Origin of the sequence: Vibrio sp. YQ_11 (assembly GCF_043103065.1) — a bacterium.
GTDB lineage: Bacteria > Pseudomonadota > Gammaproteobacteria > Enterobacterales > Vibrionaceae > Vibrio > Vibrio parahaemolyticus.
The window spans coordinates 395,643-416,500 of sequence record NZ_JBICJM010000006.1 but is presented as its reverse complement, the minus strand read 5'-3'; the positions used below and the strand labels follow the sequence as shown (position 1 = coordinate 416,500).

General features: G+C 48.4%; 14 protein-coding genes and 1 pseudogene. 6 read left to right on the top strand and 9 right to left on the bottom strand.

Going from position 1 to position 20,858, the window contains the following annotated elements:
- Positions 1-32: 32 nt before the first annotated feature.
- Together ACF8EG_RS04320 and ACF8EG_RS04315 are read left to right on the top strand one after the other, a co-directional pair.
- Positions 33-242, top strand: coding sequence for a hypothetical protein (locus ACF8EG_RS04320; RefSeq protein ID WP_005464025.1), 210 nt, complete (start codon positions 33-35; stop codon positions 240-242).
- Positions 243-397: 155 nt separating this feature from the next.
- On the top strand, positions 398-1,369 hold the full coding sequence (locus tag ACF8EG_RS04315; protein WP_069504940.1) for a hemolysin: 972 nt from the start codon (positions 398-400) through the stop codon (positions 1,367-1,369).
- A gap of 89 nt (positions 1,370-1,458) precedes the next feature.
- On the opposite strand, the gene ACF8EG_RS04310 is transcribed toward ACF8EG_RS04315, so the two are convergent.
- Complete coding sequence (locus tag ACF8EG_RS04310; RefSeq protein ID WP_005463897.1) at positions 1,459-2,070, bottom strand: LysE family translocator; 612 nt, start codon at positions 2,068-2,070, stop codon at positions 1,459-1,461.
- Between the two features lie 109 nt (positions 2,071-2,179).
- Here ACF8EG_RS04310 and ACF8EG_RS04305 point away from each other — a divergent pair, with 109 nt between their 5' ends.
- Both ACF8EG_RS04305 and ACF8EG_RS04300 read left to right on the top strand, forming a co-directional pair.
- On the top strand, positions 2,180-3,070 hold the full coding sequence (locus tag ACF8EG_RS04305; RefSeq protein ID WP_069504938.1) for a LysR family transcriptional regulator: 891 nt from the start codon (positions 2,180-2,182) through the stop codon (positions 3,068-3,070).
- Positions 3,071-3,129: 59 nt separating this feature from the next.
- Positions 3,130-3,501 carry a VOC family protein gene (locus tag ACF8EG_RS04300; protein ID WP_005395273.1) on the top strand — a complete coding sequence of 124 codons (372 nt, stop codon included), beginning with the start codon at positions 3,130-3,132 and terminating at the stop codon, positions 3,499-3,501.
- A 101-nt stretch (positions 3,502-3,602) separates the two neighbouring features.
- Here ACF8EG_RS04300 and ACF8EG_RS04295 read toward each other — a convergent pair whose 3' ends face one another.
- On the bottom strand, positions 3,603-3,824 hold the full coding sequence (locus ACF8EG_RS04295) for a hypothetical protein (protein ID WP_005481464.1): 222 nt from the start codon (positions 3,822-3,824) through the stop codon (positions 3,603-3,605).
- 125 nt (positions 3,825-3,949) lie between these two features.
- Between ACF8EG_RS04295 and ACF8EG_RS04290 the strand changes: the two genes are divergently transcribed.
- The gene (locus ACF8EG_RS04290) at positions 3,950-4,486 is read left to right on the top strand and encodes a TetR/AcrR family transcriptional regulator (protein ID WP_065764454.1); all 537 of its coding nucleotides are present in this window, start codon (positions 3,950-3,952) and stop codon (positions 4,484-4,486) included.
- A 73-nt stretch (positions 4,487-4,559) separates the two neighbouring features.
- Here ACF8EG_RS04290 and ACF8EG_RS04285 read toward each other — a convergent pair whose 3' ends face one another.
- Together ACF8EG_RS04285 and ACF8EG_RS04280 are read right to left on the bottom strand one after the other, a co-directional pair.
- Complete coding sequence (locus ACF8EG_RS04285; protein WP_175423246.1) at positions 4,560-4,928, bottom strand: hypothetical protein; 369 nt, start codon at positions 4,926-4,928, stop codon at positions 4,560-4,562.
- A gap of 873 nt (positions 4,929-5,801) precedes the next feature.
- Positions 5,802-6,179 (bottom strand): annotated as a pseudogene (locus ACF8EG_RS04280) (metallophosphoesterase); the annotation flags it as partial.
- 278 nt (positions 6,180-6,457) lie between these two features.
- On the opposite strand from ACF8EG_RS04280, the gene ACF8EG_RS04275 reads away from it, so the two are divergent.
- Positions 6,458-7,528 carry a nitronate monooxygenase family protein gene (locus tag ACF8EG_RS04275; protein WP_069504936.1) on the top strand — a complete coding sequence of 357 codons (1,071 nt, stop codon included), beginning with the start codon at positions 6,458-6,460 and terminating at the stop codon, positions 7,526-7,528.
- A 31-nt stretch (positions 7,529-7,559) separates the two neighbouring features.
- Here ACF8EG_RS04275 and ACF8EG_RS04270 read toward each other — a convergent pair whose 3' ends face one another.
- The 5 genes from ACF8EG_RS04270 to ACF8EG_RS04250 all read right to left on the bottom strand — a co-directional run bounded on the left by ACF8EG_RS04270 (position 7,560) and on the right by ACF8EG_RS04250 (position 20,797).
- Positions 7,560-10,040 (bottom strand): GH92 family glycosyl hydrolase, encoded by a 2,481-nt coding sequence (locus ACF8EG_RS04270; RefSeq protein WP_069504934.1) that lies wholly within the window; start codon positions 10,038-10,040, stop codon positions 7,560-7,562.
- Between the two features lie 89 nt (positions 10,041-10,129).
- Complete coding sequence (locus ACF8EG_RS04265) at positions 10,130-12,586, bottom strand: GH92 family glycosyl hydrolase (RefSeq protein ID WP_069504932.1); 2,457 nt, start codon at positions 12,584-12,586, stop codon at positions 10,130-10,132.
- 72 nt (positions 12,587-12,658) lie between these two features.
- Positions 12,659-15,364: a GH92 family glycosyl hydrolase gene (locus ACF8EG_RS04260; RefSeq protein ID WP_069504927.1), complete on the bottom strand. Its 2,706-nt coding sequence runs from the start codon at positions 15,362-15,364 to the stop codon at positions 12,659-12,661.
- A gap of 47 nt (positions 15,365-15,411) precedes the next feature.
- Positions 15,412-17,832: a GH92 family glycosyl hydrolase gene (locus tag ACF8EG_RS04255; RefSeq protein ID WP_069504924.1), complete on the bottom strand. Its 2,421-nt coding sequence runs from the start codon at positions 17,830-17,832 to the stop codon at positions 15,412-15,414.
- Between the two features lie 133 nt (positions 17,833-17,965).
- Positions 17,966-20,797, bottom strand: coding sequence for a GH92 family glycosyl hydrolase (locus tag ACF8EG_RS04250; protein WP_025526150.1), 2,832 nt, complete (start codon positions 20,795-20,797; stop codon positions 17,966-17,968).
- Between the last annotated feature and the right edge of the window lie 61 nt (positions 20,798-20,858).

The window sequence follows — 20,858 nt, the reverse complement described above, 5'->3', positions numbered from 1 at the left end:
AGCCCGCGAATCAGTCATTTGAGGTAAGTGTTATGACCCGTTTGCCTGCGTTTTCTTTCTCAATATCTGAGCCGGGCGGTAATGAAGCTTCGTCAACGTGGCCGACTGCTATTCACTTCCCCCTCGTTCCAGCTGGGCCAGAGTTTTCGATCGAAAATGCTCTGCCTAAACGTCCGACAGTGACGATATTCACTATCGATCTGTCTCAGTTACTTAAAGGGGACGCTCGGGTCATTCATTAACTGCATCGAAACAGCCAGCGTAAGTTGGCTGTTTTTTTTTCATTTCTGAGTGTAGATCAAACTATTGATAATGTGAATCGTTTTCGTCACGTTGATGCAGTGTATTCAATATGTTAGCTTGATTTGGGACTGTTCCCAAGTAAGGTAATAAAATAATGAATAAGAAAATACTGCTTCCCCTAATGTTAGGGATTTCCGCTACTGCTGCTGCTTCTGATAACAAGGTTGTAGAAAGTGTCTTGATTGATAACATCGCGCTAGAAGGTTACGTGAAGAAAAGTTATGAGGTCGTGATGCAAAGCGAGCCTGAGCTTTTCCCGTACGAGTTTCGTGGTAGCCGTGTGCAGATGAAGTTACTGGTTGAGTTATTCCATAACTCAAAGAATGACAAAAAAGCGGCTCGCGTGATCACTCTAGGGAATGGTTATGTACCAGGTAAGCCGGGTGTAAAACACACTTTTGATGCAGCGATTGTTGACCGTTTTACTCAAAACTACCCAGTTGCGTTCGATTACAGCATCTATCAAGCTGGTGGCACGCCTGTATTTAGTGAGGATTACTCACCGCAAAACGAAGCCAATGATGTTTCGATATCGACAACCACGGTTGCACCGTCTATCGGCTTAACCGCGACTGCAACACCGGGCTCGGCACCAAGTTTTTCTGGCTCGTTGACGACCGACCTAGGTGTGGCTTATACGTCTCGTTACTCGAGTAAGGATTACGTCACCGCAGCCAAGCCAAAAGCTTCCATGGAACGCGGTATGGGCGTTAAGTGGACCACCTCTCTTAGCCAAATTTACACCAACGACTACCAGTATTACGGTAAATGGGCGGGTGTTTACCACTACACAGGTTGTTCAAACGAAAACCTATTACCAGAAGAGAACTTGCCGCGTTTGATCTACGGTTTCAAACCGAAATTCCAGTACGTGTTCACACCAGAATTTGAGCGCGGAGAAGAGCCCAAAACGGAGATGATTGCACGAGCGGGCATGAAAGAAGTTGACGAAGGTTTCTCTCGCAATGCGTGTAACTGGTACGATCAAGGCACAACGAGCCATTACACTGAAGCGCAAATTCGCTTCACGATTGATTGGGATAAGCTCACCGTTATCACTCAATAAACGTTTCACTTACCAGACCTAAGGTTTGTGGATTGTAATGCGGCTCCAGTAGCCGCATTTTCTGTGTTCAAAATCTGACCGCAAACGTATTAAGCCTTTAAGCCCAGCATCGCGCCGAAAATGACCAAACCCGCTCCACATGCTTGATTGAGTCGATGCTTAATCTTCAACAAGAAGGCTTGTAATTGGGGGGACGTGAATAAAACAGCAACGATAGAAAACCAAATACCGTGCAGCGCAATCATATAAATCCCGTAAAACAAGGCGATATGTTGCTGACTAGAATCGGGAGAAATCACTTGGCTAAAAATACTCAGAAAAAACAGCATCGTCTTAGGATTGAGTAAATTACACAGAAATCCCTGCATGAAAAATCGCCACATTGAATACTCGCTCTGTTGAATGGTTTCTGAGTTTGACGCAGGCTGCGAGGAGAATATTCCTTTAATCCCAAGGTAGACAAGATAAGCAGCCCCAAGATAGCGCACGAGATTAAACAACCATTCATTTTGTGAAATTAAGTAACTGATCCCCAGCATGGAGTAAGCGATGTGGATGCTTATCGCCATGCTGATACCAATCGCACTGTACACGCCAGCTTCTCGTCCTTGATTTAAGCTGTTTCTTAATACCAAAACAAAGTCTGCGCCAGGGCTAATAACAATAAGTACCCCCAATAGCGCAAGAGTTACAAATTCCATATCGGTTTCCTGTTTGAATGATGAAGTCTGTGATGTAGCGGAATTGTAAGCGTCTTTGTTACTGACTATAATCGAAAAATATTCCCATATTTGTGAGAAAAACTCACAAATGCGTCACCTAAAATCTTTCTATGTCTTCCACGTTGCGGCGAGCTCTTCAAGCTACACTGAAGCGGCTGACAAACTGAATATCACCCACGGAGCCGTGAGTAAGCAGATCAAGCAACTTGAGCAATATCTGTCGCAACCTTTGTTTTTGAAAGAGGGCAGGAAATCCGTGTTGACGGCAGAAGGTGAATTACTCAAGACATACACAAAAACGGCATTCCAAACGCTAGAAACAGGCGTGAATACACTCATTCAAGAAAAACATCAGCATCTTGAAGTGTCTTGTGAACCGACATTAACCATGCGTTGGTTGATGCCAAGGCTTGCTGCGTTTAATGATGAACACCGTGCTGATGTTCGTTTGTCGACGGCGGGAGGCCCGGTAACATTAGGATCAACAGGGCTTTCGATGGCGGTTCGTCGAGACGATTTTGCTCAGCAGCACGATTACAACAAAACCATTCTTGTTGAAGAGTGGGTGGGGCCAGTATTTTCTCCTGAGTATTGGCAATCCATTCAAGACGATTTGGATGCAGTTCGATTGTTGAATAGCCAAACTAGACCGCATGCTTGGGCGGATTGGCAGCTATCAACACGTTGTGAAACCTTCAACGGCAACACTCAGCAATCATTTGCGCATTTTTATTTTTGCATACAAGCCGCGGTGGATGGCTTAGGCGCGGCGATGGGATCGTATCCTTTTGTTATGGACGATATTAAGCGCGGTAATTTGGTCGCGCCATTTGGTTTTGTGCTATCAGGTTGCAATTATGTTTTATTGAGCCAAGATAAAAAGCGTACAGAACTCGAACATAAATTCATCACGTGGTTACAAACGCAAATGGTAGAGTGTGTTCCACTACCATCGCAGCAAAATACGCAAGGCGAATAGAAGGCGTAGAGCGTGATTACGTCAGTCAGTTTGATGGAAAAGGGCTTAGGAAATTGGAAATGGAAAACCTCAATATTGTTGAAATCAAATCATTTGTTCCAGCGAAAGATTACGCGCTCTCAAAACGTTTTTATGAGGCGATAGGCTTTGATATGGCGTCAGACTTCGGTGATGTGGCGTACTTCTCTCAAGGCAGTTGCGCGTTTCTTTTACAGAATTTTTATGAGCCAGAACACGGCAACAACTTCATGATGCACTTGCTCGTAGAAGACGCAGAAAGCTGGCATCAGCACTTGTCCAAAGTGGGTCATGAAGAATTTGGTTCGCGTTTAACTGAGCTGGTCGAGCAACCTTGGGGTATGCGCGAATGTTGTTTGTTTGACCCTAGTGGCGTTTTATGGCGAATCGGTCAGAACATGAATACTGATTAACGCCAGTCCTCTTTTCACCACATTTATATCGCGCAGGTATTGAGATCTCGATACTTGCGCGTTTTGTTTTTTGCTTAACCTTGCCAACGTTTCTCGCGCACTCACGCCTTTTTCGAGGTGGTGTGTGATGGACTGACCCCAAAAAGCTCCTCAAGCAACATGGCTTTGAGTTCTGCTCTGACTTCTGCCCCACCGATTAACGCCAAAAGTGCGAGTCCACCTGGTATGAGAATCACCATCAATATTGGTCTTAAAATATAAGAAAAGCAGAATATGGTCGGCAAGAAAATCAATCCTTGGCCTAGTTTGTTTAATACGTACATGAGCGATTCCTTTTGTTTTTATATAAAAATTGAGCGTGCTCATTTTTTATAATTGAGCGCGCTCAATTTGTCAATGTCAGCCGCTCAAGGTATGATCCTTTCAGGCTCATTAAGCAGATACATCAATGACGAAGCGACAACAAACCAGAGACAAAATCCTAAAAGCCGCGTGGGCATCTTTTGCTCAGAATGGCTATGACATGACGACCACAAGGCAGATTGCGAGAGAAGCAGGAGTCGCCGATGGTACGGTGTTCAGCCACTTCCCGACCAAACTGTCGATTTTGCGCGAAGGGATGCTGACGCAACTGCAACAGATCAGCCAAGAGACGCTAGTCAGTGTGGAAGGTAAGACAGATATAGACATTGGTTTGGCGCTGACGGAGAAATACTATCGCTACTATTTTGCGAACGTCGAGTTGAGCCGAGCCTTGTTGAAAGAGGTGATTTGGGATTTGGATTATTACCAGTCGTTTAACCAAGCTTTGTTTCAATCTGCGAGCGTAAGTTCTGTTCTTGAAGACAAAATGCCGTTGATTTTTGACTGCTACTTCATGACGCTAATCGCACATTTAAGCCGAGCAGAACCAGATGTTGAAGCTGCGCTTACAGATCTTCATGCTAAGTTTCAGCAAATCATTCCCATTAAATCACTTGGCTAATGGCTAAAAGTCGAATCTTAGATCCAGCATTTCAAACAATATCGGTTTTGATGAAGCCTTCTTGTTCGAGCGTTCAAAGGTGTACAGGAGCGTTTACCGAGCGGTTGATTGATTCGGCTATGCTATCGACGCGAGACAGGTCGATCTCATCCACCCCAACTTTTGGTGGTGACTGCATGGCTGAGTAGTTATAGAGAAATCGATAAATCGCTTGCCACTGTTTGATGCGCTGCAAACTCAAGTGGGCAGCGTAGCTTGGTGGTAACCATTGGGTATAACGGTTCCAAAACTCGCTGTTCCAATTCGGGTGTGTCGGGATTAATTCGTCTATCGATTCCGATGGTCTTGCGCTTTTTGGAGTCAGCCAACCCATCCCCACTTGCCAACTCCCATATTGATTTTGGATGTTTCCACGACGCCACGTTTCATCCCACCAACTCATCTTTTACTTTGCATGATTTAAGCTCAGGTTTTCCTCACTTTGTCCAATATGGCAATAACAGAGTTGCGTCGTGCCCCGCTTAATGGCGGAGGTAAAAGCGGTGATCGTTGCCCCTCGTAAAAAGCTTTCATGTTCGAGGACAAAGCGTTTCGGCACTTTGTTAGCAAAGTATTTCGCCAAGTTTTGCATGTGCGCGTGTGCGGCAAAAACAGGGCGAGTGAGTAGCACTTCTTTTGATTTCGCGTGCGAACCATCGCAGTAAGCGAGTTGGTCAAATTGGCTGCGGCTAAGAATTTTGTCGTAAGTGCGCTGTGCTTGGAGAAATACATCTGATTCGTTTGGCATTTCTTCTTGCTGCGTTAATTGGTAACGGCTTTGCTCCCAAAGCGGTTGAGGAATGATGTGCTCTGACATCTCTGTCTGAGGAAACCAAGCGTTGTCACTGAGCAAAAGCACGTAACCCTTTTGGGCATCGGCGCTGCATAGTGTCCAAACATGCGCTGCACGTTGTTCTCGGCCATGGTGGCGAAAACCAGAGCGCGCCACTTGAACAAAGGAGCGAGTTTGGATATTCGAGAACGATAAGTGACGTTCGTATAAGCGACTAAAAGTGTCCAGCATACTTGCTAAACGCTCAAGAGATTGTGAAAAACGGCGATGATTTAAGCCCAGTTTATACTGTAAATCTTTAGGTGAAACCTCGGCCAATAGAGCATCAAGCAGTGGTTGGAGTGAGTGGGATTCTTTGTTCGGGTTCAGCAGCGTTGCGGTTTTTTGACAGCAGCGACACTTTACTCTTGGGCTACCGACGGCGGTTCTCCCGTAACGTTGCCAAGCAGGTAATCGGCATTCGCAATGAGGCAATAGCTTCAACTCAAAGGTTTGCCAGCCGTATTCAAATTCGTGGTTACCGAGCGTTATCGCGTCGTAGCCCATCGCGCTGTACAAATCGAAAGAGAGCTTGCCTTGCGTTTTTTTCGCGAGTGACCCAGTGAAAATGTCCCCCGCATCGAACAAGAAACTGGTCTCCTCTTGCGCGCGGGTTTGTTTGATCAGTGTGGCAAGGTAAGGAATACCGCCAATGCGGCAAATGTCTGGATTCCAAAATGCGTCAACGGGCTCATAAACGCTTTCAATGTCATTGGTGTGCAGCAACGTGACGTTGCGAATTTCCGCAAAGGAAGAAAATGACACGCCGATAGAGAACGCCGCTAACGCATACAGCAACGGCTTTTTAGAAAATGTCTTCATAGTTGATCCGGTAAAAGTTGAGTAAGAAGTAAGGTTTCGCGAAACAGAGCAACTTTAAAAAAGCACGTAACTCAGGCGATTGAATTGGATCACATAAATTCATGTCAGTAATCGCTAATTGACGCGGAATGTCATTTTGAGTGGGCGTTGAGTGCACAGAAATAACAACGCAGTTGGGTGAAAATTAGCCGATATGAGATAGTGGACATATTGATGCGTATCAGTGAAAACGCGCATAAAACAACAAAAACTCAGTTGGATGAACTCAAGGAAGAACGATGAAAAACAACGCATTTAATGCACTTTTGGGGACAGAGTTACCGATTATTCAAGCCCCAATGGCTGGCGTGCAAGATAGCCAAATGGCCATTGCTGTGAGTAATGTTGGCGGGCTTGGCTCGTTACCTTGTGGAATGCTGAATAAAGACGCCATCGTTAAAGAACTTCAACTTATTCAACAGGCGACCAATCGACCGTTCAACCTCAACTTCTTTTGCCATGAAATGCCGAAATACGACGCTAACAAGCACGAAGAGTGGCAACAAACGCTGCAACCGTATTTTGCTGAAGTTGGTGCAACCGTACAGGCTCAGCCAAACGCTCCGACAAGGATGCCTTTCAATCATGATATTGCTGACGCGATTGAACCATTTGCACCGCCAGTGATCAGTTTCCACTTTGGTTTGCCTACCGATGACTTGTTAGCGCGAATTAGAGGCTGGGGAGGGAAGATCCTTTCGACAGCGACCACTGTGGATGAAGCTCTGTGGCTGGAAGCAAAAGGCGTTGACGGCATTATTGCTCAAGGCTTGGAGGCTGGTGGACACCGAGGCATGTTTTTATCGGATGATTTATCTACTCAATTAGGCTTGATGGCGTTGTTACCGCAAATCGTCAAGCGCGTGAATTTACCTGTTATTGCAGCAGGAGGAGTTGCCGATAGAAACGGTGTTGAAGCCGCACTGAAGTTAGGAGCAAGTGCCGTGCAGGTTGGCAGCGCCTATTTGTTGTGTGATGAGGCAAAAACCTCGTCTTTACATCGATATGCGATTGCCAGTGAGCGCGCGCAGCATACGGCGGTGACTAATGTTTTCTCGGGCAGGCCAGCACGAGGCATTGTGAATCGCGCGATGTCGGAGCTAGGCTACATCTGTGAGTCTGCGCCGAAATTCCCATATGCTTCCATTGAAATGACTCAGTTAAGAGCGCTTATGGAGAAGCAAAACCGAGATGAATTTACGCCGTTGTGGTGCGGACAAAATTCGTCGGGTTGCAAAGAAGTTTCGGCAGCAGAAATGACACTGTCATTAGTGGAAGGGATTGATTTGAGTTTATGTTCCTCAGACTGATTTGGCCTGAGGAACACATTTCAAGTGAAGGTTATTGAGGCGCTTTCATCGCTTCTGATTGATCGCCCGTCATCACGAAGTGCAACTCACCACCCGGTTTGAACTCGGAATGGTCGAAGAAGAAACCGTTATCCAAAGCTTTGCCATTGATGGTGACAGACTTGATGTACATGTTGTCATCGGCGTTGTTCTCTGTGGTTATGGTGAACGTGCCGCCTTTCACCGGAATCACCGCTTTGTCGAATAGCGGACGACCCACAGTGTAAATAGGTTCTGCTGCGTTCACTTGGTAGAAGCCTAATGCAGACATCACATACCAAGCGGACATTGCGCCCACGTCTTCGTTACCAACTACGCCTTCTGGGGCAGCGAAATACATGTCATCAAGAATGTGGTCGACGACTTGTTGCGTCTTCCATGGTTCTGCGGTCCAGTTGAATAGGTAAGGAATGTGGTGTGAAGGCTCGTTACCAAACGCAACTTGACCAATCAAACCAGACATATCCGGTGTTTCAGTGCCTTGGCTTTCTGCGGTGAAGGTTGCTTCTAGGTTCTTCTGGAACTCAGCATCGCCACCCATGATGGTCTTCAAGCCCGCGATGTCGTGCGGTACAAACCAAGTCCACTGCCACGCGTTACCTTCGGTGTAGTTGCCTGTCTCGTGTTCTGTGCCGTATGGGTCGAATGGCGTCATGAAGGTTTCATCAATCATCACTGGGCGCATAAAGCCCGTCACACCATGCTCTGCGTATTCCGTTGGGTTGTAATCGAAGTACTTTTTGTAGCCTTTCGAGCGTTCAAGGTATTGTTCTTCCGCTTGAGTATCACCGGCTGCTTTGGCGATTTGCGCGATAGCCCAATCGTAGAACGCGTTTTCCAGACCGTAAGAAACAGACTCAACCGTGTAGTCTTCAAATACTGGTTCACCATCGACACGTTGGATGGCAGGCGTGAAGCCGTTTTTCTCAATGTAATCGATGTGCTTGGTTAAAGTGCGATCCAATACGCCTTGATCCCAATCGGCTTGCAGTGCCGGGTAGTTGTCGTAAGTCGAAGAGTCGATCGCGGCTTTCAGCGCCAGCTCTTTCTCTTGTTGAGTAAACTCTTCTGGGAATTTGGTCATCGCATCCGCAATCACTGCTGCCGCTGGGTAGCCAACCATGGTGCCTGTTTCGTCACCTAAGTGCTCCCATTTCGGCAGCAAGCCGCTTTCAGTGTACTTCTGAACTAGGTTCTTCGCGTACTGCACCGCGCGGGTTGGCTCTGTGATGGTTTTTAGTGGGTGCAACGCACGTTGGGTATCCCATAGAGAGTAAACCGAGAAGTTTGGCTGTTCTTCCGTTGCTTGACCGTAAGCGATGGAGTATTCCCCTTCGCCTTCACGAATTGAGCCTTTGCCCATGCCACGGAATCGACCGTCTACATCTTGATGCACCATAGGTGCAATTTTGGTGTGGTAAAGCGCAGTGTAGAAGATCTCTTTCTGATCTTCTGTGCCCCCTTCAATTGAGAAGTTGAGTGCTTTTGCCCATTTCTCACGCGCGTTGTTGCGCGCAGTATCGAAAGAGACATTCGCTTCGGCATCGTAGTTGTTTTCTGCACCTTGAGGGTCAACCGCAGATAACGCCACTTGCGCATTCAACTCTTGTGAGCCTTCATCTTCAAATTCGATGTAGGCAGTGACGTCCGCTTTGACACGTTTGATAGCATTGCCTTGGTCATCGTAAATCAATTCAGAAACGTGCTCTGCCGTTAGGCCGTCAACAGGCTCACCATTGGCAAGGATGTAGACGTCTTTGATCTTCTTATCGAAAGTCGCATAGAAGAAGATTTTTTGGTTTTTTGCCCAGCCAGAGAAGTGTGCTGCATCGCGCTCGCCCGTGATGGTATGACCGTCTTCGCTAACCGTCAGTTTGTTGCGCAGAGAGGTCGAACCCCAGTCGCTGTTAAGGATGGAGTTGAGGTCAATCTTCAAACGTTGTGGTTGACCTTGCGGGTAGGTGTAACGATGGAACCCGACACGTTCAGAAGCCGTAAGCTCAGCTTTGATACCGTTCTCTGCAATTTTCACCGAGTAGTAACCCGCTTCTGCCACTTCTGAGGTTTTGTCCATCTTGACCGAAATCGCTTCGCGGTAGTCGTCGCTGTCTTCGATGTATTTAGCTTTATCTTCGGTAAACGGCAGGAACAGAATGTCACCTAAACCGCCCATGCCCGTGCCAGAAAGGTGAGTGTGGGAGAAGCCAAATAGGGTCTTTTTATCGAAGTGGTAACCTGATGAAGAGTGCCAGCCGATCAGCTCGGTATCTGGAGAAAGTTGCACCATGCCTTCTGGCACAACAGGACCCGGGAAGGTGTGTCCGTTAAAGCCGGTACCAATGAATGGGTCGACGTATTTTAGGTTGGAAGTATCGACGCTTGGTGAGGTGTTATCGTCGTCATCGTTGCAGCCAGCCAAACCAATAACACTTGCAATCACAGCGGTGGCGATAGCGGTTTTCGTAAAGTTCATAATCTTGATTCCTTAGGCAGGAAGCGCGTCACTTCCTGCCACTGAGTTAATCTATCTGCTTATTCTTTAAACACGAATTACATAAAACGTTACTGAGCTTGAAGCGCTTCTTGCTTGTCACCCGTCATGACGAAGTGAAGCTCACCGCCCGCTTTGATTTCGCTGTGTTTGAAGGTGAAGTTGGCATCTAGCGGTTTGCCGTTGATGGTTACGGACTTCACGTACTTGTTGTGTGGGCTGTTGTTGTCTGCGATGACTGTGAACTCGCCGCCTTCCACTGGAATGGTGATTTCATCAAACATAGGACGACCGATGGTGTAGACCGGATCCGCAGGCGTCACTTGGTAGAAGCCCATTGCCGACATCAAGTACCAAGAGCTCATCTGACCCACGTCTTCGTTGCCAATCAAGCCAGTTGGCTCGCTGGTGTACATCTCTGACATGATGCGGTCTAGGTACTCTTGCGCTTTCCATGGCTCATCCGTTAGCGCATATAGGTAAGGAATGTGGTGCGATGGCTCGTTACCGTGCATGTACTGACCGATGTAACCCGTTAGGTCTGGTAGCTCTTCGCCTGTGTTTGAAGAACGCGCATTGAATAGCTCGTCCAAGTCTTCACGGAAGGCTTTCTCTGGCGTGGTGTCTTTGCCTTGCGCCAAGTCTGCTTGGTAGATTTCTTGTTTCAGGCGATTGAAATCGTGCATTGGTTGGAACTTCCATTGCCACGCGTTCCCTTCGGTGTAGGCAAACTCGTCCACGTAGTAAGGGTCGAATGGTAGCAGTGGGCATTTCTCTTTCATCACACCTGAGCCTTCAGGCCATTCAACCATTTCACACTCATCCAAACGCTCTTCATCAATCGGTTGGTTGAACTCCAAAGGCGGTTTGTTTGGTGATGAGCTCAGCGGGTGGTTTTTCGGGCGTAAAAAGCCCGTCTCTGCATCCCAATGGTTAAGCCAGTTGTCGGCACGAGTCATAAATTCTTCTTGCAGTTTTACATCGCCAGCCATGCGCGCGATTTCTGCCATTGCCCAATCGCCATATGCAAACTCAAGCGTGTAAGACGCACTGTTCCAGTAGCCGTGATGAACAAAGCCGTTTTCTTCGTACACCTTCACTTGCACAACGTTTGCGGCGCCGATGTTGTTGTCTTCCGTCCAATCTGGGAACTCAGAAGCCTCGTGGTAGCGCACCGTAAACTCAGCCGCGTCTTTGGCAAGTTGTGGGTCGATGTCTAAGCCTTTCGCCATCGCGTCAGCAATGATAGAGACAGCAGGGAAGCCGATCATAGTGCCCGTGTAATGGCTGTGCAGTTCCCATTTCGGCAAGATGCCACCGTCTTCGTATTTACGAATTAAGTCGTTGGCAAACTCTTCGGCACGTTCTGGGTCGATGATGGTTTTCAGTGGATGCGCAGCGCGGAAAGTATCCCACATGGAATACACGGAGTAGTTTGGTGTGTCGCCCGCGTCTTTTTGAATGCGAGTACGCATCGCTGGGTATTGACCGTCGACATCTTGGAAAATCATTGGCGCGATAGAAGCGTGGTAAAGCGCGGTGTAGAAGATCTCTTTTTGATCTTCCGTGCCGCCAGATACCATCATGCGGCTGAGCTCTTGGTGCCATGCATCGTTGGCTTGAGCGCGCGCAGTATCAAATGACACACCTTTCGCTTCTGCTTCTAAGTTCTTCTCCGCACCTTCTGTGCCTGTTGGTGACAAGCCTACTTGGATTTCTAGCGGTGTTGATGATGGTGCGAATTCTAGGTAAGCGATGGTTTTCACTGCGTCGATGTTGTCGTTGTTTACATCGATTTCCGTTTCTGCGCCGTCAACTAGAGCAATGGCTTTGACGATAGGTTGGTTGAAGGTGGCGTAGAAGTACACGTGTTGGTTGTTCGCCCAGCCGTTTGAGCTACGTAAACCGCGGATGGTGTAAGCGTCGATGAACTCCAAATCGCCCTTCATGGTGCGGTTGTTGAAGTGACCTTTGTTGAGGGTGTGGTCTAAATCGAACTTGATGTGTGGCGTTGTGCCTTCTTTGAAGGTGTAGCGGTGGAAGCCAACACGTTGCGTGGTGGTTAGCTCGGCTTTGATTTCGCCTTTGTTCAGTTCAACCGCGTAGTAGCCCGCTTCTGCAGTTTCGTTGTCTTTATCGAACGTGTTGAAAACGGCGTTTTCTTTCTTCGTAAAAGGCAGAACTAAGATGTCACCAAGGTCAGTAATGCCTGTGCCAGAAAGGTGAGTGTGGGAGAAGCCATACACTGGGATTTCAGTCAGCTTGCCGTGGTCGAAGTAACCGGCGGCAGAGCCCCAGCCTTCCATTTCGGTATCAGGAGAAAGTTGTACCAAACCGTAAGGCACAACCGCCCCTGGGAAGGTGTGACCATCTGCGCCTGTACCAATCAATGGATTGACGTATTGAGTTAGTGTGGTGTCGAGGGATGGAGTGCCAGAGTTGCTGTTGTCGTCATCGCTGTTACAACCAGCAAGACCAAACATGGCAGCGAGTATAGCGGTAGAGATAAGGGTTCTTTTTAGTTTCATTTTTATGGTTCCACTGAAGTGAAGTTTTTTAGGGGGCTAGGTGCCCCCTTTCGTTATTTGGATAGGTATCGGTTACTGCGCTTTCATCGCTTCAGATTTGTCTGAAGTCATAACGAAATGCAGCTCACCACCGTCTTTCAAATCGCTGTGCGCGAAGCTGAAGTGGTCACTCAATTGTTTGCCGTTGATGGTCACCGACTTCACGTAGATGCTCTCTTGGCTGTTGTTTTCTGAGGTGATGGTGAATTTACCGTCCGCGACTGGAATCACGGCTTTGTCGAACAGAGGACGACCGATGGTGTAACTTGCTTCGCCCGGTGTGACTTGGTAGAAGCCCAATGCAGACATCACGTACCACGCAGACATTTGACCGACGTCTTCGTTACCAATCAGACCTTCATGCGTTGGGTGGTAGAACTCGTTCATCGCTTGGTCGACAATTTCTTGTGTCTTCCAAGGTTCCGCCGTCCAGTTGTATAGGTAAGGAACGTGGTGATCAGGCTCGTTACCCATCACGAATTGACCGATGTAGCCAGACATGTCGTGTGATTGGCTCGTATCGGCGTTGGAGTCCGCATTAAACAGCGCATTCAAGTTAGCGAGGAATGCCGCTTTGCCTTGTTCGGTTATGTCTTCAGGAAGAGAAAAGTCAGTGCGGTCGATGTGCTCGCCACCCATCACGTTAGCCAGACCGTTCAAGTTGTGCGGTGCAAACCATGTCCATTGCCATGTATTGCCTTCGGTGAAGTCTTCACCACGGTGCTCGGCGCGGTAAGGCCAGAACACGTCACTTTCGTTGAGTGCTTTGCGGTCTTTACACGCGTTGTAGTCCATACCGTCTGGGATAGACAGCGCCATGTTCTCGTCCAAACATTCGGCTTTCAGGTTGTTCGCCCAAACCTTGCTGCCGCTGTTCATGTAAGCCGGACGCATAAAGCCCGTCGCACCCAATGCGTTGCCTTTGGTGTCTTGCAACTTGCCGTATTGCTCTGGGTTGTAATCGAAGTAGTTCTTGAACGATTCAGAACGTGCCATGTAGCGGTCGTACTGCTGGTCGTTGCCCGCAAGTTTAGCGATCTGAGCGATACACCAGTCGTAGTAAGCGTTCTCAAGACCGTAAGACACCGACTCGTTCACGAGCTCGTCGTACTTATCGACTTTCAAGCCTTCTACGTAACCCGGTTTGTCACCAGAATCCGGCGCCCATTTGGTGTTAGCTGGAATAAAGCCGACGTCTTCTTGGTAGTCGTTGTGACGCGTCATGATCGTGAAGCGTTTGTCACCGTTCCAAGCATCTTGGTAAGGCACCCAGCTCTCTGTTTTATCAAGGTTGAAGTTGACTGTTTCGTCAGCAGCTTTTAACGCCAAATCAAACTCAGCGGCAGTAAAGGCTTCTGGGTGTTTAACCATGATATCGGCGATAACCGAGACCGCAGGATGACCGACCATTTCACCGGTGTAATCCGAGTGCAGTTCCCATTTTGGCAACACGCCGCCCGTTTGGTATTTGTTCAATAGATCGCGTGCGTGTTCAATCGCGCGGTCTTTATCGATGATGGTTTTCAGTGGGTGTGCGGCGCGGAAGGTATCCCACATTGAGTACACAGAGTAGTTCACTAAGCCATCTTCTGCTTGGTGCACTTTGCCATCCATGCCACGGTATTTGCCATCCACGTCTTGGTATAGGAATGGGGCAACAAACGTACGGTAGAGCGAGGTGTAGAACATGGTTTTGTCAGCTTTGTTGCCGCCTTCCAGTTCAAACTCGCCAAGGATGTTTTCCCAAGCCACGCGGTTTTGTTGTACGACGTTGTCGAAATCCCAGCCGTTGGTGTCTGCTTCTAGGTTTTTCAGTGCGCCGTCAACGCCAGTGCCAGAAATCGCTACTTTGACCACCAATGGCTCATCGCTCTTACCAAAGTTCAAATGCGTCAGGACATCGTTTGCGCGTTTTGCCAAACGTTCTGGGTCAGGTTCTGGTTCGCCTGGCATTGGTTTGTGCTCTGCGTAACCACGGTAATCTTCCAAGCCGACTTCCGTAGCGTCGGTTGGAGTCAGTTTGCTTTCAGAAGCCAGCTTGGTGTACAAGTTCTCTTCAATGATTGGATCAGAGAATTCTGCCGCGAAGAACACGGTTTGCCATTGACCCCATTCGTTTGAGGTACGCGCGCCTACGACTGTAGTGTCGTTAACGCGTTTGTAGTAAATGCTGCGAGAGTGGTTGCCGTATTGCTCCAACAGTTCGTGTTGCAGGTCGATACGTACTTTGCGGTCTTCACCCGGTTTGAAGGTGTAACGTTGGAACGCCACGCGGTCGGTTGCAGACAGTTCAGCTTTTACGCCAGTTTCCACCAAGTCAACCGAGTAGTAACCAACCTCCGCGACTTCCGAGCTTTTATCCATGGTCACGGCATCGGTATTGAAGCCTGTGTATGGCAAGAAAGCGAAGTCGTTTAAATCGCCTTTACCTGCGCCAGAGATATGGGTCATTGAGAAGCCAGAAAGCAGGCTGTGCACAGGATCGTATTCGACAGGTGAGCCTTTGCCATTCCAACCGTTTGGATCGAAGTTATCTGGTGAAGGTTGAATCATACCTTCTGGCATAACTGGAGATGGGTTTACGTTGCCAAGACCTTTAGTGCCGATCAAGGTATCAACGAATTCCAAAGTAGGGGTAGAGATAACCGGAGTTTCTGGGTCAGAGTCGCTGCCACAACCAGCAAGACCAAGCATGGCGGTTAACACTGCGGTAGAGAGTAGGGTTCTTTTTAGTTTCATTGTTTTTATTCCACGAGAAAAGGGGACACGAGGTCCCCTCAAAATCATTATTCGCCAAGGTTGGCTTGCATTGCTTCAGACTTGTCAGCTGTCATCACGAAGTGCAGTTCGCCGCCTGCTTTGAATTCGCTGTGCTGGAAGGTGTTGTACACATCCAGAGGCTTACCGTTGATGGTCACTTCTTTGATGTACATGTTGTCTGGACCGTTGTTTTCAGCCGTTACCGTGAAGGTGCCAGAGCCAATGTCTACCGTCGCTTTGTCGAAGATTGGACGACCGATGCTGTAGGTTGGATCGGTTGGCGAAATTTGGTAGAAGCCCAGTGCTGACATCAAGTACCACGCGGACATTTGACCTACGTCTTCGTTACCGATGATGCCGTCTGGCGTCGGTTTGTAGAACTGGTCGTAAACTTGGTCTAGGTATTCCTGCGCCTTGTAAGACTCTTCAGTACGGTTGTACAAGTAGATGACGTGGTGCGAAGGCTCGTTACCATGAATGTACTGACCTATGTAACCTGTCATGTCTTGGTGCGCTTCGCCGCCATTTGGATCGGCAGTAAATAGGTTGTTCAGCTTGTCGTTCAGACCTTGCGTGCCGCCCATGATTTCAGTCAGCTTGTCTAAGTCTTGCATGAACGCCCATTGCCATTGCCACGCGTTACCTTCTGTGTAGTAGAACGCGTCAGACTTGTAAGGGTCGAAGTCAGTTGAAGCGTATTTCAGTGCACATGGGTCACCTTCTTTCAGTTCGGTCGGTACAAAGAAGCCCGTGCCGTCTGCGTTGCCTGCTTTCGCATCCCAGTGTTTCAATGAGTTGTAAGAACGGGCTTTGAACTCTTCATACGCGTCCATATCACCAGCGGCTTTTGCCATTTCTGCGATCGTCCAATCGTAGAATGAGAATTCCAACGAGTACGACACTGAGTTCCAGTTCGGGTAACGAACACACTGTTCTTTCTCGTGGTAGTTCAACTGACCTGCCATGAGTGAGCTTAGGATGTCGTCATGAATCTGTGGGTATTCATGCGGTGTGTAGCGAGCTGATTTCACTGATGCGGTGTAAGCCTGCTCGGCATCAATCAAGCCTTTGGTTACCGCATCGCCTAGAATCGCTGCCGATGGGTAGCCGATCATGGTGCCGGTTTCTGAGCCATGTCCTTCCCATTTCGGCAATAAACCAAACTCGTCGTTAGATTTACGAATCAAGTCTTTAACGTATAGCGTTGCTTGATCTGGGTCGATGATGGTCCACATTGGGTGAACCGCGCGGAACGTATCCCACGTTGAGTAAATCGAGTAGTTTGGTGTGTCGCCATCTTTCAGTGTGCGCACTGTGCCAAGCATATCCACGTATTGACCATCCACATCATAGAACTCGATTGGCGCGATCATCATGTGGTACATGCCAGTGTAGAAGTTGGTTTTCTCTGCGTTTGTGCCGCCTTCGACTTTGATTTTTGCTAGCTTTTCAGCCCATGCGTATTCCGCGTCTTCTTTCACTTGTGCTAGGTCGAAACTTGGTGCTTCCGCTTCTAAGTTTTTCTGTGCACCTTGCCAGCTAACTGGAGAGATACCGACGCGGATTTCAATTGGCTCTTCGCCTGTGCCGAAATTTAAGTAAGCGGTAAGATCATCGCCTGAGTAAACCGCACCATTACGCATTTCGCGCGTTGGTTCTAGGTCTTGTTCACCCAAAAGTGCTTTGGCGATTGGTTGGTTGAATTTCGCGTAGAAGAAGATGTCTTGACCTTGGTGATCTTGTCCTTGGAACCAGCCTGTTGATGTTTTACGACCGCGAATGGTGTATTCGTCCACCACTTCTACTTTGTTCTTCAAAGATTTGCCGTTGTTGTTCATTAGGGTATGACCCAAATCGAACTTCACGTTACGGTCCGCGCCATCAGCAAAGGTGTATTTGTGCAAACCAACGCGTTTGGTCGCGCTCAGTTCTACTTCGATTTGACCTTGGTTTAGTTTGGTTTTGTAGTAGCCTGCACTTGCTTCTTCATTGGCTTTGTCGAAAGAGTTCAGTTGTGTGTTCGCCATGTCTGCGTATGGCAGAACCAAGATGTCGCCTAAGTCCGTTGCGCCTGTACCTGAAAGGTGAGTATGTGAGAAGCCGTACAGCGGAACGTCAGTGTTAACCACTTCGCCAGTTTCGTAGTTGGATGAATCCCAGTAGCCAGATGCCGAGTGCCAAGGGTTAAGTCCTGATTCATGGTCTGTGTTAGAACCGATGAAAGTATCTGGAGACAGTTGAACCATACCTGCCGGTACCGTCGCGCCCGGGAATGTATGACCAGAAGCTGCTGTGCCGATCATAGGATCGACGTATTTCAACACCGCAAGATCAACAATTGGATCGCCCGGCAGTGAAGAGGAAGAATCGTTGTCGCTGTTACAGCCAGCCAAGCCACCCGTCAGACCAACCAGGATAGCCAAAGAGATAAGATTACGTTTAAACATGTGCATACCGTTTTGTCGTTATTCGTATATAAAAAGTGTTTATAAGAGACTGTTTATAAAGGACTGCTTATAAAATTTGCTTGTAGGGATAGCCGGGAGATGCGCTCCCCCGGCTGAGTTGTCACTATTGGGATTAACGAGAACCTGCTGGCATCTCGTCTTCATGCAAGAACTCACCGATGCCTTGTGCTGGTGGAAGATCTTGCTCTAAAGAACCCCAACGTTGATTTGGTTTGTCGCCCATCACGAACTCCAATTCACCGCCGTACATGATTTCGTCATGAGTCAAGTAAGTACGGTTGAAGTCTTTGCCGTTGTAGCGAGCCGATTGAATGAAGATGTTTTCGCGGCTAACGTTCTTCGCGGTCACCGTGAACTTCTGGTTGTTGCCGACATCGATAGACGCGCTTTCAAACAGCGGAGTACCGATTTCGTAGATGCCAGAAGAAGCATTCACTGGGTAGAAGCCAAGCGCACGGAACACGAACCACGCAGAGAGCGTACCGAAGTCGTCGTTACCACAAATGCCGTCAGCGGTGTTCTTGTAGCAAATGTTGGTTGCTGCGGCGATAGCTGCCTGACCTTTCCAAGGTTGACCTACGTAGTTGTACAAGTAAGGCACGTGGATATCTGGTTCGTTGCCTTGAACGTGCTGACCAACGTTACCTGTGTTGAACACTGGGAATTGGTTGTCGCCTGCATTGCGGTCTGGGTAGGTTGACCAGTACTCATCCAAGCGCGCTGCGAACAAGTCACCGCGTTCTGCTTCAGGGTTTTGTGTCTTGTCGAAGCGTGTCATCAGGTCAATCAAGCCATGAATGTCGTGCTGAACACTGAACGAGTATTGCCAGCCGTTCGACTCAGAGAATGACCAGTTGAACATGTCTGGACGCCAGTCTTTACCCACCGCGCGACCGGTGATTGGGTCTACCCAACCTGCATCGATAAACTCGCCATCGTAGTCACGGGCTTTGAACCAACCTTGGTATTGCTTACCACCGAAGTCGAATTGCGCTTGCCAGTTTTTAGAACGGTTAGCGAACTCGGTGTAGCGTGGATCTTCTTCACCAAATACTTCTTTGATCGATTGTGCGATTGCCCAGTCGTTCATTGAGTATTCAAGCGAGTAAGATGCTGTCCAAGAGTCTTTAAATGGTGAGTGACCGCCGTAAGAATCTGGTGGAGTGTCGTGCAATTGCGCTGGCACGTAACCTTGTTCTTCGTACTCTTTGATCCATGCTACGCCTTGGCTCGTTGCAGCGCGCGCGTCAGTGATCATTGCTTCAACTAAGCGTTCTTTAACGTCTTTGCGCTCTGCTTCTGTGAAGCCAAGGTCGATCATGCGTTTTTCTAGTGAGCCTTTCGACAACACATCATGAATCACAGGCGTTGAGTGCATGCCCATCATCATGCCTGTTTCGTTGCCTTTGAATGTCCACTCAGGCAGACGACCTTTGCGCACGTTGCCTTTGTCATCCACCCATTCTTCTTCTGCGTAAGACAACATAGACAGCACCACGTCGGCTAAGCGGTCTGGCTCAAGAATCGAAGACAGCGGTTGAACTGCGCGGTAGGTATCCCACAAAGAGAAAGTGTCGTAGCGCGTGAAGTCTGCTTTGCCATCTTTGTTAGCATCGGCTGTGCGGATTGACTCTTTTAGCGTATCAATCTTATCGCCCCAAGGGGTGTTGCCATCTGGGTAAGCGTTGCGACCTTGGTGAACTTGGCGGTAGCGACCATCTAAGTCAGAGTGAATGGTTTGACCTAGGTACGAGTGGTACATCGCGGTGTAGAACGTCTGTTTGTAATCTTCGTCGCCAGAGACTTGGATCTTGCCGAGTTCGTCTTCCCATTTCTTCGTTGCCGCTTCGCGTACTTGGTCGAAGTTCATGCCAGCAACTTCTGTCATGTTAAGAGAAGCACCTGATTTACCGTTCTCGCCAATCTCAACGTTTGATAGCGCCAATTTTGCTTCAACCGTTAAGCCGTCCTTTGAGGTGTCGAACTCAACGTAAGCGCGCGCGTATTGGTACTTGCCGCGTGTTTCGTTACCGATTTCTGTAATGCCTTCTGGCACGTCCATGTAACGACCTTGCTCTTTATCGTAGTAAGCAAAGCGAACGTTTTTGATTGGTTGGTCGAATTCCATCACGAAGAATTCTTTTTGGCTTGGTGCCCAACCATCAGAGAAACGGTGACCTTCAAGACGGTTATTGTCTTTGTCCCATTTCAAGTAAGAATCTGAGGTGTAGTCCCAGTTAATTTTGAAGCCAGTGTTCACGATGATTTCTGACTTCTCATCACGAGGGAAGGTGTAGCGGTGTACACCAACGCGATCAGACGCCGTCAACTCGGCTTTGATGTCGTAATCCAATAGATCGACTTTGTAGTAGCCTGCCGTCGCTTGCTCGTCACGATGTTGGAAGCGAGACGCTTCTAGGTTTAGCGTTGCCGAACCTTCATCAATCATGTAGTCCGAACGCGAGTTGATTGGCATGACGAGAATGTCGTTCAAGTCGCCAGCACCTGCTCCGGAAAGGTGGGTATGAGAGAAACCGGAAGTACGTGCGTCGTGGTAGTAGTAGCCTGAAATGTATTCCCAGCCGTTAGAACCGTTGTTTGGAGAAAGCTGCACCATGCCGTGTGGTGTGGTTGCACCAGGGTAGGTGTTGCCTAGGTTACCTGTGCCGATGAATGGGTTGACGTAGCGTGTTACGTCCATATCGGCGAAATCTACCGGGATATGAACGCCCATGTCGATTTCAGGTGTTTCTGGGTTTGGCTTGTCATCACAGTCGCCATCGCCAACTGGAGGACATACTGGCTTGCCGCCGTCAGGAATATCCGGTAGTGCAGGGTTGGTATCACCGCCTTCATAAATGTTGGTTGTGTCGTCGTTACAGCCAGTCAGACCGACTAGACCACTGAGAACTGCGCAAGCGAGTAGGGAAGGTTTGAATTTCATTTTTAAAGCCTTGTAAATTGTAGGGTAATATAGTTAAAAAAATCAGGGGTATTACTAAAAC